The 16,447-nt window shown below is 59.4% G+C and carries 12 protein-coding genes; 4 read left to right on the top strand and 8 right to left on the bottom strand.

Annotation, left to right across the window (positions count from 1 at the left end; translation table 11 throughout):
- Positions 1 to 20: 20 nt before the first annotated feature.
- Together mscK and selO are read left to right on the top strand one after the other, a co-directional pair.
- On the top strand, positions 21 to 3,323 hold the full coding sequence (gene mscK / locus ACP691_RS16095; protein ID WP_426151541.1) for a mechanosensitive channel MscK: 3,303 nt from the start codon (positions 21 to 23) through the stop codon (positions 3,321 to 3,323).
- A gap of 38 nt (positions 3,324 to 3,361) precedes the next feature.
- Complete coding sequence (gene selO / locus ACP691_RS16090; RefSeq protein ID WP_426151543.1) at positions 3,362 to 4,825, top strand: protein adenylyltransferase SelO; 1,464 nt, start codon at positions 3,362 to 3,364, stop codon at positions 4,823 to 4,825.
- Between the two features lie 118 nt (positions 4,826 to 4,943).
- Here the strand turns inward: selO and ACP691_RS16085 are convergent, their stop codons facing one another.
- The 4 genes from ACP691_RS16085 to ACP691_RS16070 form a co-directional block, all read right to left on the bottom strand.
- A complete protein-coding gene (locus ACP691_RS16085) occupies positions 4,944 to 5,576 on the bottom strand; it encodes a GAD-like domain-containing protein (protein ID WP_426151545.1) in 633 nt (210 codons plus the stop codon).
- Between the two features lie 79 nt (positions 5,577 to 5,655).
- On the bottom strand, positions 5,656 to 6,288 hold the full coding sequence (locus tag ACP691_RS16080) for a GAD-like domain-containing protein (protein ID WP_426151547.1): 633 nt from the start codon (positions 6,286 to 6,288) through the stop codon (positions 5,656 to 5,658).
- 72 nt (positions 6,289 to 6,360) lie between these two features.
- The gene (locus tag ACP691_RS16075) at positions 6,361 to 6,981 is read right to left on the bottom strand and encodes a GAD-like domain-containing protein (RefSeq protein ID WP_426151549.1); all 621 of its coding nucleotides are present in this window, start codon (positions 6,979 to 6,981) and stop codon (positions 6,361 to 6,363) included.
- An 11-nt stretch (positions 6,982 to 6,992) separates the two neighbouring features.
- Positions 6,993 to 8,357, bottom strand: coding sequence for a DUF6861 domain-containing protein (locus ACP691_RS16070; RefSeq protein WP_426151551.1), 1,365 nt, complete (start codon positions 8,355 to 8,357; stop codon positions 6,993 to 6,995).
- Between the two features lie 255 nt (positions 8,358 to 8,612).
- On the opposite strand from ACP691_RS16070, the gene yccS reads away from it, so the two are divergent.
- On the top strand, positions 8,613 to 10,814 hold the full coding sequence (yccS, locus tag ACP691_RS16065; RefSeq protein WP_426151553.1) for a YccS family putative transporter: 2,202 nt from the start codon (positions 8,613 to 8,615) through the stop codon (positions 10,812 to 10,814).
- On the opposite strand, the gene ACP691_RS16060 is transcribed toward yccS, so the two are convergent.
- Both ACP691_RS16060 and ACP691_RS16055 read right to left on the bottom strand, forming a co-directional pair.
- Entirely contained in the window at positions 10,789 to 11,550 is a 762-nt protein-coding gene (locus tag ACP691_RS16060) for a substrate-binding periplasmic protein (RefSeq protein ID WP_426151555.1), read from the bottom strand. The two genes, yccS and ACP691_RS16060, sit on opposite strands and share 26 nt — an antisense overlap.
- Positions 11,551 to 11,709: 159 nt before the next feature.
- Positions 11,710 to 13,827: a putative bifunctional diguanylate cyclase/phosphodiesterase gene (locus tag ACP691_RS16055; RefSeq protein WP_426151557.1), complete on the bottom strand. Its 2,118-nt coding sequence runs from the start codon at positions 13,825 to 13,827 to the stop codon at positions 11,710 to 11,712.
- A gap of 337 nt (positions 13,828 to 14,164) precedes the next feature.
- Here ACP691_RS16055 and ACP691_RS16050 point away from each other — a divergent pair, with 337 nt between their 5' ends.
- Positions 14,165 to 14,839 carry a polysaccharide lyase family 7 protein gene (locus tag ACP691_RS16050; RefSeq protein ID WP_426151559.1) on the top strand — a complete coding sequence of 225 codons (675 nt, stop codon included), beginning with the start codon at positions 14,165 to 14,167 and terminating at the stop codon, positions 14,837 to 14,839.
- A gap of 71 nt (positions 14,840 to 14,910) precedes the next feature.
- On the opposite strand, the gene fba is transcribed toward ACP691_RS16050, so the two are convergent.
- Positions 14,911 to 15,975, bottom strand: a complete 1,065-nt coding sequence (gene fba, locus ACP691_RS16045) for a class II fructose-bisphosphate aldolase (protein ID WP_426151561.1) — start codon at positions 15,973 to 15,975, stop codon at positions 14,911 to 14,913.
- A 171-nt stretch (positions 15,976 to 16,146) separates the two neighbouring features.
- Entirely contained in the window at positions 16,147 to 16,350 is a 204-nt protein-coding gene (locus ACP691_RS16040; RefSeq protein WP_040259596.1) for a hypothetical protein, read from the bottom strand.
- Between the last annotated feature and the right edge of the window lie 97 nt (positions 16,351 to 16,447).

The following is a 16,447-nucleotide window of genomic DNA, read 5'->3' as shown; positions in this document are numbered from 1 at the left end:
GTCAGTTGACCTTGCCTAACATGCCTATCTTTCGTGCTTTTCTCTGGGCAGCCCTGCTGGGGTTGCTCACTCCCATGGCGCATGCCGCGGACGCGCCCACCCCGGCCAGCGTCCAGCAAAGCCTCGACCACATTGCCGAACGCAAGCTGCCGGACGCCGACCAGAAAGCGCTGGAGCAGGTGCTGGAGCAAACCCTGGGGCTGCTCGGCACCAAGGCCGAGCGGGAACAGCAATTGGCCCAGGTGAAGCAACAGATTGCCGAGGCGCCGCGGCAAACCAGTGAGAACCAGCGGGAACTGGACCGTCTGAAAGCGACCCGGACAGCGCCCGTGGCACAGCGCTATGCCAATGCCAGCGTGCCTCAGCTGGAGCAATACCTGGCCGATCGCGGTAACCAGCAAAGTGAACTGCAAAAGGCATTGGGCGAAGCCAACACCTTGGCCATCACCGCGCAAACCCGTCCGGAGCGGGCCCAGACCGAAATCGCCGATGCGCAAACCCGGATCAGCCAGATCAACACCATCCTGAAAAACGGCAAGGACGCGGGTAAACCGCTCAGTTCAGACCTGCGCAATCAATACCTGGCCGAGCAGGCTTCGCTCAGTGCGTTGATCAACCTGCGCCGCCAGGAACTGGCCGGCAACAGCCTGCTGCAAGACCTGGGCAACAGCCAGCACGACCTGCTGATAGAGAAAATCGGTCGCCTGGCGCAGGAAATCCAGGACCTGCAGTCACTGATCAACCAGAAGCGCCTGGCGCAATCCCAGGAAACCGTTACGCAGCAGTCGCTGGAGGCGCAGAAAGCGGGTAACAGCAGCCTGCTGGCCACCGAAAGCGCGACCAACGTAAAGCTCTCGGACTACCTGCTGCGCAGCACGGACGAGCTCAACGAGCTGACCCAGCGCAACCTGCACACCAAACAGCAACTGGATACCCTGACCCAGGCTGACCAGGCCCTGGACGAGCAGATCAACGTCCTCAAAGGCAGCCTGCTGCTGTCCAAGATCCTCTATACCCAGAAGCAGGCGCTGCCTACGCTCAAGGTGGACCGGAACCTGGCGGACCGCATCGCCGACATCCGCTTGTACCAGTTCGACGTCAATCAGCAACGCGAGGCTCTGAGCAACCCGGCGACCTACGTAGACAACCTGCTCGCCAGCCAGCCCGCCGAGGAAGCCACTCCGGCTCTGCGCAAGTCGTTGCTGGACATTGCCGTCACCCGGGCAGACCTGCTCGAACGCCTGAATCGGGAACTCAGCGCCCTGCTCAATGAATCCATCACGCTGCAGCTCAACCAGAAGCAGCTGCTGGACACCGCCCAGGGGCTGCGCGCGACCCTGGACGAACAGATGTTCTGGATTCCCAGCAACAAACCCCTGGACACCGAGTGGCTGAGCAATCTGCCGCGACGCATGGCCAAGCAGGTGACCACCCTGCCTTGGGTATCGAGCGTCAAGGAGCTTGCCGACGGCCTGGCGCAACGCCCGCTGTTGTTCCTTCCGTTGTTGCTGGCCATTGGCGCCTTGCTGTGGCGCCGCAAGTATCTGTACGACAAGCTTGGCCAGGTCCACCGAAACGTCGGGCATTTCCGCCGCGATAGCCAATGGCACACGCCGCTGGCCATCCTGGTGAATGTACTGCTGGCCATGCCGGTGGCCCTGGCCCTGGCGGTATGCGGTATCGCCCTGCAGATCGATGCCCGCGGGCAGAACCTGAGCCTGGGTTCAGCCCTGCTGCAAATGGCCCAGGCCTGGCTGGTGTTCTACACGGCCTACCGCGTGCTGGCGCCGGGCGGGGTCGCCGAGCTCCACTTCCGTTGGGAAAAGGCCCAGGTCACCTTCCTTCAGGGCTGGGTACGGCGCCTGGGCATCGTGGTCATGGCCCTGGTGGCCGTGGTGGCGGTGGCGGAACTGCAACCGTCCGGGCTGGCCGACGATACCCTCGGCATCCTGGTGGTGCTGGCCTGCTTCGCCCTCATGGCCTGGCTGCTCAGCCGCCTGCTGCTGTCCAGCCCCACCCATCGCAATGCCTCGCTGTTCCGCAAGCTGATCGGCGTCGCCTTCACCTTGCTGCCCGTGGGCCTGTTCCTGGCGGTCTGCTTCGGCTACTACTACACCGCGCTCAAGCTGACTGATCGGCTGATCGACACCCTTTACCTGATGATGCTCTGGCTGGTGATCGAGGCGGCCTTCGTGCGCGGCCTGAGCGTAGCGGCCCGGCGCCTGGCCTATAACCGGGCCCTGAGCAAGCGTCAGGCGGCGCGGGAAACCGGCGGTGACCCGGAGACGCTGATCGAGGAGCCTACCCTGGACATCGAGCAGGTGAACCAGCAGTCGCTGAGGCTGATCCGCCTCGTGCTGCTGGGCAGCTTCCTTGGCGCGCTTTACTGGGTATGGGCCGACTTGATCAGCGTCTTCGCCTACCTGGACAACATCACCCTCTACGAATACACCAGCGGCACGGGGGCGAGCATGAGCATGGTGCCCATCAGCCTGGGCGACTTCCTCGGCGCGCTGGTGATCATCGGCATCACCTTCGTGCTCGCGGGCAACCTGCCGGGCCTGCTGGAAGTGTTCGTGCTGTCCAAGCTCAATCTGGCCCAGGGCAGCGCCTATGCCACCACCACCTTGTTGTCGTACACCATCGCCGGCATCGGTTTCGTCTCCACCCTCTCCACCCTGGGAGTGAGCTGGGACAAGCTGCAATGGCTAGTGGCGGCCTTGTCCGTGGGCCTGGGCTTCGGCATGCAGGAGATCTTCGCCAACTTCATTTCCGGCATCATGATCCTGTTCGAACGCCCCGTGCGCATCGGTGACACCATCACCATCGGCAACCTGTCCGGCACGGTGAGCAAGATCCGCATTCGCGCCACCACCATCACCGACTTCGACCGCAAGGACATCATTGTCCCTAACAAGACCTTCATCACCGGGCAACTGATCAACTGGTCGCTGACCGACACCATCACCCGGGTTACGCTGAAGATCGGTGTGGACTACGGCTCGGACCTGGAAGTGGTACGTCGGCTACTGCTGCAGGCGGCGGATGAAAACCCAAGAGTGCTGAAGGATCCGGCACCTATCGTGTACTTCCTGGCCTTCGGGGAAAGCAGCCTGGACCACGAGCTGCGCATGCATGTGCGTGACCTGGGCGACCGTAACCCGGCCCTGGATGAAATCAACCGCTTCATCAATACCGAGTTCAAGAAGCAGAGCGTGAACATTTCCTTCCGCCAACTGGAGGTGCACCTGAAGAACCCCGAGGGCATCGAGCGACAACTGGCGGTGCGCAATCCGGGTTCCGATCGCACCGATCCGGCCTGAGAACGGTCCACCCTCTATGCTCTTTTCGGTGAGTGGCCATGAAAGCCTTGGATGAACTGCAGTTCGATAATCGTTTCGCCCACCTGGGCGACGCCTTTTCCACCCATGTGCTGCCGGAGCCGATCCAGGCGCCGCGGCTGGTGGTGGCCAGTGAAGCAGCCCTGGCGCTGCTCGACCTGGCGCCCGCGGAGGCCGAAGGCAGCCTGTTCGCTCAGGTGTTCAGCGGGCATAAGCTCTGGGAAGCGGCCGACCCACGGGCCATGGTGTATTCGGGTCACCAGTTCGGCCATTACAATCCGCAACTGGGGGACGGCCGCGGTCTGCTGCTGGGCGAAGTGGTCAACGAGGCAGGACAGCATTGGGACCTTCACCTCAAGGGCGCGGGGCAGACCCCCTGGTCTCGCATGGGTGACGGTCGGGCCGTGTTGCGCTCGTCCATTCGTGAGTTCCTCGCTTCCGAGGCACTGCACGCCCTGGGCATTCCCACTACCCGTGCGCTGTGCGTAATCGGTTCCGACACGCCGGTATGGCGGGAACGGCAAGAGCGAGCCGCCACGCTGCTGCGCCTGTCGCCCAGCCATGTGCGGTTCGGCCACTTCGAATACTTCTACTACACCCGCCAACCCGAGTTGCACAAGCGACTGGCCGACCATGTGCTGGGCGCGCACTTTCCTGAATGCGCCGAGGCGCAGCAGCCCTACCTGGCGATGTTCCGTACCGTGGTGGAGCGCAACGCCGAACTCATCGCCAAATGGCAAGCCTATGGCTTCTGCCATGGCGTCATGAACACGGACAATATGTCGATCCTGGGGCTCACCTTCGACTTCGGCCCCTTTGCCTTCCTGGATGATTTCGACGCCCGTTTCATCTGCAACCATTCCGACCATGAAGGGCGCTATGCCTACAGCAACCAGGTACCCATCGCTCACTGGAACCTCAGTGCCCTGGCCCAGGCGTTGACGCCCCTGATCGAGGTGGATGCGCTGCGTGAAGCCCTTGGCCTGTTCCTGCCGCTCTACCAGGCTCACTACCTGGACTTGATGCGCCGTCGTCTCGGCTTGCTGACCGCCGAAGACGACGACCAAGAGCTGGTCGAACGCCTGCTGCAACTCATGCAGGGTAGCGCCGTGGACTACAGCCTGTTCTTCCGCCGCCTCGGTGAGCAGCCCGCCGCGCTCGCGCTCAGGCAGTTAAGGGATGATTTCGTCGACCTGGCCGGGTTCGACAGCTGGAGCGAGGCCCTGCTGGCTCGCCTCGGCCGCCAGCCGCAAGAGGACGAGCCAGCGCGGCAGGCACGGATGAACGCGGTAAACCCGCTGTATATCCTGCGCAACTACCTGGCGCAAAACGCAATCGAAGCCGCCGAAGCCGGCGACTACAGCGAGGTGCGTCGCTTGCACCAAGTACTGTGCCGCCCCTTCGAAGCCCAGGCGGGCATGGAAGCCTATGCGCAGCGGCCGCCGGATTGGGGCAAGCATCTGGAGATCAGTTGTTCGTCCTGAAGCCGTGATCGCGCATCCTTTCCGATGGCCGCGGCGCCTCCGATGAGACGCGGGATACCTCCCTCCCAGCACCGTATGATTCCAGCCCCTGATCAGGGCTGAAATCTTCGGCGCATCGCTAGGTTTCGGTGAGGCCCCAGCCTGGGAACTCCCAGTGCTGCAGGAGCTCCAGCTGTGCAAGCAGCAGCATATGCTCTACGTCCTTCACCTTATTAAGGCGTTTGAGCGACGGCTCGCCGCCGAAAGCAAGGGCCGGGACGAAGCCGTAGATTTCGTCGTATTTCAAGCGCCCAAGAGTTGCCAGCGCTGGTGAAAAAAGATTAGAAACATCAATATATTCAATGTCCTGAAACGCAAAGAATAAACTAACGGCACGTGGATCTTCGTTACGCCCCAAGGCCTTACCGTTATAAAAATATTTATTAAAATATGAAGCTATGGTAAGGCAGTTCGCTGTTTCTTCACCCCATAAATATAGCTCACCGAAGCCACTCCTAGCGATGACGTGGTAGGTGTCAGACGCATGGAAATCCGTTCCTTCGAGAAACGCATCCACCACCGGCTCATAGTCCTGGGGGTTCACTGTCCAGAACAAGCCGTCCGCATAGCCGCACCAGCCATAAGCCTGCCAATACTCCATCAGCCTATCAGGAAGCCTGCCTTTGTACCTCCTTATTGAAGTATCAGAGACATTGCGGCGATCAAATCCATCTCCGACATGCTTCAGGAAACATTCAAAATCTTCGTCCATTTCATTCCAACCAAAAGACACTGCTGCGATGGGCAGCGTCGCAAACTCTTCGATAACGGCTAAAAAGGCCAGTCTGCATCTAGGTTTCGGTCAAGTCCCAGCCCGGAAACTCCCAGTGCTGCAGGGGCTGCAACTGAGCGAGCAGTAGCATATGCTCCACGTCTTTGACTTTTCTCAAGCGCTTCAGGGTTGGCTCGCCGCCGAAGGCAAGCGCTGGGACGAAGCCGTAAATTTCGTCGTGTTTAAGACGCCCTAAGGATTTCAGAGCGGGCTCGAACAAATCGTTCATATCATTATAACTAGGCGTTTGAAATGCGAAAAAAAAGCTCACGGCGCGGGGACCATTATGAATATCGGACGTTTTGGGGTTATAGAAATATTTATTGAAATAGGACGATATCTTAAGACAATTAGCAGTTTTTTCGCCCCAGAGATATAGCTCACCAAATCCACTCTTGGCAATTACATGGTAAGTGTCCCGCGTTTCGAAAAGCGTTCCTTCGAGAAATGCCTTCACCACGTCTTCGTAGTCCTGAGGGTTTACCGTCCAGAACAAACCCTCTGCGTAGCCACACCAACCATAGAATTTCCAATATTTCATCAGCCTTTCCGGAAGCTTTCCTTTGTAACGTTCTGTAGAAGCTTGAGGCACTTCACGCCGCTCAAATCCAGCGCCGAATTTCTTTAGAAAATATTGAAAGTCTTCGTCCATTGCACTTCCCTGAGGGCAGCAATCTGCATGAAGCCTAACCATCGCCTGGGTTTTCCAGCAGGTCCCTATGGGTCAAACATCACCTGGAAACCTGAATTGCTGCATAGGCGCTAACTGGGCAAGAAAAAGCAGATGCTCAACATCTTTTACCCTTTTCAAGTTCTTGAAATCAAGCATACCTCCCAGGGCAAATGCGGGGAAGAAACCATAAATTTCATCATACTTCAACGCGCCAAGCTCGGTGCTGGCCTTTTCAAAAAAACCTTCAAAATCATTATCTTCAGGCGATTGAAACGCAAAAAAACATTCTATTGCCCAAGCATCACTTTTTTTCTTAGACGCTGCTTCGTCATAGCCGAAATGGTTCAGGTACGCCGCAAGGGTAAGGCAATCGAAAGTCTTCTCTCCCCATAGGTAAAGTTCCCCAAAAGCCCCCTTCGCAATGACATGGTAGGTATCATTCGCTGCAAATTCTGTCCCCTCAAGAAAAGCAGCAACGACCGGTTCGTAATCCTCAGGATTTACCGTCCAGAACAACCCTTTTGCATATCCACACCAACCATAGGTCTTCCAATACTCAAGGAGCTTTTGAGGGAGCCTATTACGATACTTCTCAATTACCGCACCTGAAACCTCTCTTCGATCGAAACCTACTCCAAATCTTTCCATAAAATACTCAAAGCCATCTCTCATACCTAAACCCTCTAATTACAACGTGTAAGCGCCGCGTTGATCTTGGTGGCATCCCTGAGTGATTCTGGGACTTCACTTGCAACTTTATCCAAGCCATCTAAGCGACTTTTCCACTGAGGCCCGATGGTAGCATTGACTTGGCGATCACCAAACCCACTAATAACATCCTTTCCACCAGCAATCATATCTGGGTTGTGCAATGCGGCAAGATCCCTCATCTTTCTTTCCGCAATTTTTTCCGCTAAAGTATTCGCCTCTTTCCAGTCAATCCCTTCGTCGACCATACGTTCGGCGCTTTCTTGCCTAAGTCTATTTGAAAAATCTCTTCGTGCTCTTTTAGGAATTTCCCCATTCCGCCGGACTTTTCCCGCCCCAAACAAAGCCCTCGCATCCAAATACTCCTGAACCGTCAAATCATTCAGCCCCCTTTCTTGGCCTTTGAGCTGCCGGTCGAATTCAGGAATCTTTTTCTTCGGCAACCTGTAGGCCTTGAAGCAAGGCACCTGGTAGCGCGGCGCGCGTCGATATTGGCGGCCGCGCGGGGCATGCCTGTCGTTCGGCTGCATGCCTGGCGCCTGCCTCGGCGGCGGCACCTGGGGATGCGGCGCCTCCGCCATCACGAACAGTGGCCTGCGTGGCTGCAGCGCAGGATGGGCCAGCAAGGCCTCCTGATGCCTGGCCAACCATTGGGCGATCCGTTTGCCGCGCTGGGTCGTTTGCAGTTTGCTGGCCAGCCCGTTGAGGTTGCCCCGCTCCCTCAGCAGGTGAGCAACCACGGCGCTCAATAGCAGCATCACCGCTTCTTCATGGGCTAGCCCGAACTTCAGGCTGCCATTGCCGGTGAGCCTTGTAGCGTAATGCCTGCCCAGCGGATCCCGGTTTTCGGTGACACTGTTGTAGGCCTGCCAGGACGCCTGGGCATACAGGCCGGCGATACGGGGCAGTTTCTCCGCAAGCTCACCGGCCAGCTCGGCGAGGCCAAAGACGCCAATGGCGGCACCCGCGGTGCGCAGGCCCAGCGTGGCGCCACTGACGAACCCCGGCCCCGCGCCCACGCCGCCGGCGAAACTGCCGCCGATCGCCCCGATGGTACCGCCACCCAGGGCCGCGGCAGCCATGTACATGGCGAGGGTTTCAGCCTCTCCCATCAAGCTGTCTAGAACGTCATCGATATCGAGGTTTTCGAGACGTTGGCGAAGCCTGATGACGGCGATCCGCCGGCCTTCTTCACTGGCGCTCTGGATAGCGAGCACCCGTTTTCTGATCAGGGCGCTTGATGGCAAGTTACTACGAATTGCGCTTCCCGGCAGATGCCAGCCTTTTGTTTCCAGCCACTCACTCAGGCGTAGCCAACTTGACCCTATTCCATATTGCACCCAGTGCTCCTTGCACTTTTGAAACTTGGGCGATTATGGGAAGCGGGTTTTATACAAGGCAAGTTCGAAGGGCAAAACTTCCCTCTTTCCTACACGCATTGTTCAACTATGTTTCTTGATATTTAAATATGATTCTATTTGTAAAAATCCGATTCAAATTGACACTTAGCGTCAGCCGCCAGGCCGGGAGGGTCGCTGAGGTGCAGCGTGCCTTGATCCTGTATCATCGCCCCATACTGTCCACGGCTTTTCTCCATGGCTTCCAAATCCCTCGGCAACACGCTTCGGCGCCTCTGGGCGCGAGACAAGTTCAGCTACAGCGTGCGAGTGTTCATCGCCCTCACGGGCAGCATGGCCCTGTGCTGGTCGCAGCATGACTTGCACATGCTGATCCCTCTTTTCCTGGGCATCATCGCCAGCGCCCTGGCCGAAACCGACGACAACTGGCAAGGGCGCCTGACCGCCCTGCTGGTCACCTTGGTATGCTTCAGCATTGCCGCGTTTTCGGTGGAGCTGCTGTTCCCTTACCCACTGATCTTCGTGCCTGCCATGGCGGTGGCGGCCTTTGCCCTGACCATGCTGGGCGCCTTGGGTGAGCGTTACGGCGCGATTGCCTACGCCACGCTTATCCTGGCGGTGTACACCATGATCGGCGTGGACCAGCGCGGCGGCGAGCTGGCCAGCTATTGGCGCGAGCCGGCGCTGCTGGTGGCAGGGGCGGCCTGGTACGGCCTGCTGTCTGTGCTGTGGCAGGCCCTGTTTTCCAACCAGCCGGTGCAGCAGAGCCTGGCGCGGGTATTCTTCGAGCTCGGCCAGTACCTGAAGATCAAATCTTCTCTGTTCGAGCCCATCCGCGGCCTGGACGTGGAGGGCCGTCGCCTGGAATTGGCCCGCCAGAACGGCCGGGTAGTGGCGGCGTTGAACACGTCCAAGGAAATCATTTTCAACCGGGTAGGCAATTCCCGGCCCGGTTCCAAGGTCAGTCGCTACTTGAAGCTGTACTTTCTCGCCCAGGATATTCACGAGCGCGCCAGTTCCACTCACTACCCTTATAACGCGTTGGCCGAAGCCTTCTTCCACAGCGACGTGCTATTCAGGTGCCAACGGCTGCTGCGCCAGCAAGGCAGCGCCTGCCAGCGGTTATCGGAAACCCTGCAACTGCGCCAGCCGTTCGTGTATGACGACTCCTTCGCCGAGGCGTTGGGCGACTTGCATGCTTCCCTGGAACACCTGCGTATCCAGAGCAATCCGGCCTGGAAGGGCTTGCTGCGCTCGCTCAGAGCCCTGGCGACCAACCTGGGCACCCTGGACCGCCTGCTCAGCGATGCGAGCAACCCAGACCTACTGGCCGAAGCCACCGACAGCAGCCTACTGGACCGCTCGCCCCGCACTCTTGGCGACGTGTGGAAACGGATCCGGCAACACCTGACTCCCACCTCCCTGCTGTTTCGCCACGCCTTGCGCCTGCCCCTGGCGCTGACGATCGGCTATGGAATGGTGCACCTCATTCACCCCAGCCAGGGCTATTGGATCATTCTGACCACCCTGTTCGTCTGCCAGCCCAGTTATGGCGCTACCCGCCGCAAGCTTGGCCAGCGAATCATCGGCACGGCCATCGGCCTGACCGCGGGCTGGGCGCTGTTCGATCTGTTCCCCAGCCCCATCATCCAGTCCTTCTTTGCAGTCGCCGCGGGCCTGGTGTTCTTCGTCAACCGCACCACCCGGTATACCCTGGCCACGGCGGCAATCACCCTGATGGTGCTGTTCTGCTTCAACCAGACGGGCAATGGCTATGGCCTGTTCCTGCCGCGCCTGCTCGATACGCTATTGGGCAGCCTGATCGCCGGCCTGGCGGTATTCCTGTTCCTGCCGGACTGGCAAGGCCGAAGACTGAACAAGGTGCTGGCCAATACCCTGAGCTGCAACAGCGAATACCTGCGGCAGATCCTGCGCCAGTATGCCGAGGGCAAGCGCGACGACCTGGCCTATCGCCTGGCCCGACGCAATGCCCATAACGCCGATGCGGCATTGTCCACAACACTCTCCAACATGCTGCTGGAGCCAGGTCATTTCCGGAAGGAGGCCGATGCCGGGTTCCGTTTCCTGGTGTTGTCCCATACCTTGCTCAGCTACCTCTCCGGCCTGGGCGCCCATCGTGGCACCACCTTGCCGGAAGACGTACGTGATGAGTTGATCGGCAAGGTGGGCGAGCGCCTGGCCGTCAGCCTGGACGAAATAGCCCAAGGCCTGGCCGAGCGCACCAGCGTGGCCGTGGAAAACGAAACGGAGCAGGCAATGGCTGAACAACTGGAGCAAATGCCCGAGGAGCTCGACGAGAGCCAGCGGCTGGTGCAGAGCCAACTTGCGCTGATCGCGCGACAACTGGCGCCACTACGCACCATGGCGGCCCATCTGGCGCAGCCTGCCCCGGTCAGGGCACCGGCACCGGGCTTGTGACGCCATAGGCTTTGAACAAGGCTTGCAGGGAGCCGTCAGCGCGCATCGCGGCGATGGCTTGGTTGAAGGCCTCCGCGATGGCGCCATAGTCGGGGCGCTTCAGGCTCACCAGAATCCTCAAACCGTTTTCCGCCAATGGCGGGTCGAGGAGCTTGAGCTTGTCCCGCACCGTCACGGGCTGCAACGCCAGCAGGTAGTCGGCAACGTATTCATCTTCCAGGGCCAGTTGAACGCGACCCGCCGCCAGCATGGAGAGCGCCGCCTGGAAGCTTTGAACCGGGACCCTCTTCAGTTGCGAGTCGTTGTCGAATTCAGGGGTATAGGCGTAACCGCGCACTACGGCAATGGAATAGGGGTATAGAGCAGACAACCCTCGGGCAACGGAAATATCGCTGCCCCGAAGCGCGACGAACCGCAGCCGGTTCGTAAGGAAGGGGGCCGAGAAACGCCCGATCCGGGCGCGCTCGTCGCTGTACCAGGCATCGACCAGTACATCGTAACGGCCTTCCTCGATGCCCTTGAGCGCGCGAGCCCATGGTGCCTCTTCGAAAGTGACCTGGTAATGAGCCCGCTCCAGCGCCGCGCGTACGATGGCCGTGGCCAGGCCGCCGTCTTTCAGGCTGGCGCCGACGAAAGGCGGCCACGGGTCGCCAACCAAGCGCAGGGTATCGCTCCAGCCGGCCGTTGGCAGGGCAAGCACCGCCACCAGGCCAATGCGCTGATACCATCGCCACATGGGTGTCTACCCCTGTTCGTCATCGCTTCAATGAAGAGTCGCTACAAGCTTCTGAGCGCTGCTGGCGATGGAAACCAGCAAAGCGCCAACTGGCCAGGCCGAACCGTCAGGTCCGCTGGTGACTACCACGCCTTACCCACCCTTTACCAGGGGCCGGCTCTAAGCGAAATCCCACTGGTAGCGCGCCGGAAACTGGCTCGCATCGCTCGCTGTCAACGGGTGCGCGATGACGAAGCCCTGGATGTACTCGCATCCGTTGTCACGCAGCCAGCGGGATTGTTCGGCCGTTTCCACGCCCTCGGCAATGACTGTGATAGAGAACTGGCGGCACAGATCCAGGATCGTCCGGGCTATGCCGGCATCGCGCTCCGAGTTCGGAAGCTGTGCTACCAGCTGCCGATCCAGCTTGAGGGTATCGATAGGCAGGTCTCGGAGGATCTTCAGCGAGCAATGGTCCCAGCCGAAGTCATCCAGGGCTACTCGGACGCCCAGGCCGCGGAGTAGGGAAAGCTGGCGCCGGCTCTCTTCCAGGTTATGCAGCAACGAAGGCTCTATTACTTCGATTTCAAGCTGCTGGGGCATAAGGCCATGCGTCGAGATGGCGTGTTGCAGCTCGGCGATCAGGTTCGGCATGCTGAATTGAGCGTTACTCAAGCTCACCGCCAGCACCAGGTCTTCATCGAAACGCTCGCGCCAGTGCTTACGCTGGCTGGCGCCTTCCTGATAGATCCATGAGGTCAGTCGGCTGATCAGCCGGGCTTCTTCCAACAGGGGGATGAACAACCCCGGCGGTACGTCTCCCACGCTGGGGTGTTGCCAACGCAACAATGCCTCGAAACCACGCAGACGCCCATCGGACAGGCGAACCTGCGGCTGGTACACCAGCGAGAACTCTTTATGCTCGATGGCCGCCGACACACTCTCTTCCAGCAACAGCCGCGAGCGGGCCCGCACGTTCAGATCCTGATCGTAATAGCGGTACTGCTGCTTGCCAGCCTGTTTGGCGGCATACATGGCGATATCCGCGGCTCGGAGCAGGTGCTCAAGGTTGACACCGCATTCGGGATAGGTCGCGATACCGATGCTTATACCCAAGGTCACTTCGAGACCGTCGATTTCACTGCAGCTGCGCATCCGCTCGAGGATCTTCTCCGCCACCTTGGCGGCTTGCTCGGGGTAGTCCAGGGTGTCCAGCAGTACCGTGAACTCATCTCCGCCAATTCGCCCGATGATGTCATAGGGTCGCAGCAGCTCCTTGAGCTGCATGGCCACCCAGCGCAATACCCGGTCACCAGCGTCGTGGCCATGGGTATCATTGATGCGCTTGAAGCCGTCCATGTCCAGGTACAGCAAGGCCTGGCTTTTCTCCGGGCGCTCATTGCGCACCAGGGCGCTTTCCACGGTCTGGTAGAAGCCGCGCCGGTTCAGCAAGCCGGTGAGTGGGTCCGTAACCGCCTGGAATTCCAATTGCTGGTGCAGGTTGCGCACCACGGACATGTCCTGCACTGTCAGCACCATGGCCTTTTCGCTGGCCAAGGGCGCGCAAGACAACGACACCGGCAGGGATTGCCCCGAATAGGTACGCAAAATGGCATCGTGTACGCGATGGATGTCGCGCAAGGTATAAGCACGGAAGAATTCCGACTCATGCCAGCTGGCGACGCTGGGCTTCTCTATGAAATCCAGCAGCCTGGCGCTTTGCAGCTCATCCACCGTAGCCCCGAGCAAGCGCGAAATAGCCGGGTTGGCGAAGCGGATGTTGCCGATTTCATCGATGACCATGATGCCTTCGGCAGCATTCTCCAGCACCGAGGCGTTGAAGGCGCGTGCCGCCTCCAGGTCACGCGTCAGGCGTTGCAGCTCGCGCCGGCTGCGCTGCTGCTCGAGAATGGCCTGGACCTTGGGCTTGAGGATTTCCGGGTCGATGGGTTTGAAGAGGTAGTCTACCGCCCCGTTGGCGTACCCTTTGAGCACTGCCGCTTCGGACTGCTCGTTGGCGGTAAGGAAAATGATCGGCGTCAGGCGCGTACGCTGGCTGCCTTTCATCAGCCTGGCCACTTCAAAGCCATCCATGCCGGGCATCTGCACGTCGAGCAGGACCAGGTCCACTTCATGCTGCAGCAGCAGGCCCAGCGCTTCTACCCCGGATGGGGCGGTCATCACTTGCCAATCCTGGCGCTCCAGCAGCGCCCGCATGCTCAGCAGGTTCTCTGGATAGTCGTCCACCACAAGGATGGTGGACCGGTCTTCGGTCGGTTTGGCGTGCGCGCGATCCATGCTACTTCTCATCAACAGGGTGGCCACAAGCCAGCGCTCGCTGGCTTGGGTTAAAGACACTCTAGCTGCGGTTTTGTCGCATAACGCAACGGGAAAAGTCCCATTTTGTGACGTACCTGACGAACGGCATCTTGCTGAAACCGCATGAATCAAGGGGTTACGCAACCCCGACAAACGGTTGGCGCCAAAGGGATGGCGCCATCGATAATTCAATGTATCTTTTTAGACATACAGAGGGGGGCCGCCCTTGTTATACGCCCGATTGCATCGGGTTTTTTTGATCATTTCATTCGGCCATTAACTTTTCTTCAGAATTAGTAGTGTAGGTGAAAGTATCATGATCGACCTGTCCACTTGGAACCTCAGCATTCCCGTTGGTAGCCCTGCCAAGACCATCGATACGCCAGTGCTGGCAAAAGGATATAAGGACCAGTATTTCCACGCCGATAGTGGCACTTTGTTCTTCTGGGCTCCGGTAACCGGCACCACTACCAAGAGCGCCAAGTACCCACGTAGTGAGTTGCGTGAGACCAATGCTGACGGTTCGTTGCGCAACTGGAAATATACGGCGGCGGATAACTACCTGCGCGCCAGCGTCACCGTGAACAAAGTCCCTTCCACCGGCAAGATCGTGATTGGACAGATCCACCAGCACGACAGCAATGACCCGCTGATCAAGCTCGAGTACCAGTACAAGACCAGCAGCAAGACCGGTAACATCGTTGCCAAGCTGCGTTCTTCTCCTTCGCAGGACGATCCGACCGTTGTCCAGATCGGCACCGGCGTAAAGCTGAACACCAAGTTCGAGTACACCATTCACTTGGACAAGGAGGGCAACTTGACGGTGAACGCAGCTAACTACCAGTGGAGCACCAAGCTGAATTCCGCCTGGAAAACCAAGAACCTGTACTTCAAGGCAGGCGTCTACGTTCAAGACAACGCCGGTTATTCCACCGAAGGCGGCCAGGTGATATTCGACAAACTGGCCATCAGCCATGTAACCGGCTCTTGATAAGCCAGTCGTAGAAACGAAAAACGGCGGATGGGGCCTTTGCCTCCTCCGCCGTTCTGCTTTAAGGCGACTTAGTTGACCTTCGCCGCCAACTCACCTTTCGCGTAACGCTGGAACATCACTTCCAGGGAAACAGGCTTGATCTTCGACGCATGGCCGGCCGTTCCGAAGGCTTCGTAACGGGCGATGCAGACGTCGCGCATGGCCTTGACCGTTTCGGCCAGGTATTTGCGCGGGTCGAACTCGCTCGGGTGCTGTGCCATGAAGCGGCGAATGGCACCCGTGGACGCCAGACGCAGGTCGGTATCGATGTTGACCTTGCGCACGCCGTACTTGATGCCCTCGACGATTTCCTCGACGGGCACACCGTAGGTTTCCTTGATGTCGCCACCGTGCTCGTTGATGATCGCCAGCCAGTCCTGCGGCACCGAGGAAGAGCCGTGCATCACCAAGTGGGTATTGGGGATGCGCTTGTGGATTTCCTTGATGCGGTCGATCGCCAACACGTCGCCGGTTGGCGGCTTGGTGAACTTGTAGGCGCCGTGGCTGGTGCCGATGGCGATGGCCAGCGCGTCCACCTGGGTCTTCTTGACGAAGTCAGCGGCTTCTTCAGGGTCGGTCAGCATCTGGCTATGGTCCAGGATGCCTTCGGCGCCGACGCCATCTTCTTCGCCCGCCTGGCCGGTTTCCAGGGAGCCCAGGCACCCGAGCTCACCTTCCACCGAAACGCCGCAGGCATGGGCGAAGGCGACGGTCTGCTGGGTGACCCGTACGTTGTACTCGTAGTCCGATGGGGTCTTGCCATCCTCCTTGAGCGAGCCGTCCATCATCACCGAGCTGAAGCCCAGCTGGATGGAACGCTGGCACACATCCGGGCTGGTGCCGTGGTCCTGGTGCATGACCACCGGGATGTGCGGGAATTCTTCGACAGCCGCCAGGATCAGATGACGCAGGAAGGGCGCGCCAGCATATTTGCGAGCGCCTGCCGAAGCCTGCACGATCACCGGCGAGTCGGTCTTGTCGGCCGCTTCCATGATCGCGCGCATCTGCTCAAGGTTGTTCACGTTGAACGCCGGCACGCCGTAACCGAATTCGGCGGCGTGGTCCAGCAACTGGCGCATGCTAATCAGTGCCATGGTTTATCTCTCTCCCGGTCCAGGGTCGGTGAAGTTGCATGTGCGGCTACCCTAGGGCAACCGCGCTACAGGCTAATTACGGGCCTCAAACGGGCCCGGGCATGTTCACGGACCGCCGCGGCGCTCCGGTAATCCGGCCAGGCTCGGCATGCGCGTCACCTGGCGGCAAGGTCAATCCGACTCGCAATTCTGCTGGCTGTTTCCAGCTACTGTCGGATCTCCCGTTGCGTTGGTCTGTACTCGCTGGTCGTTCTGGTTGCTTGGCAGTTCCACGGGCGCGGGGCTGAATACCTCGCAGGGGCTGCCCTGGCCACCGAACATCGAACAACCTGACAACACAAGCATGGCGCAAGCCAAAGCCGTTACTGACTTCATGATGGACTCCTTTCTCATACCGGGACGGTCTTCAAAAGACCGCTCCGGTGGCCGTTCGTTGCTCAGGGACAAGGCGCTTGGCCATCGCTCTCGGCAT

The organism is Pseudomonas sp. DC3200b2 (assembly GCF_049895785.1).
GTDB lineage: Bacteria > Pseudomonadota > Gammaproteobacteria > Pseudomonadales > Pseudomonadaceae > Aquipseudomonas > Aquipseudomonas massiliensis.
This window is presented reverse-complemented; position numbering and strand designations above follow the sequence as displayed.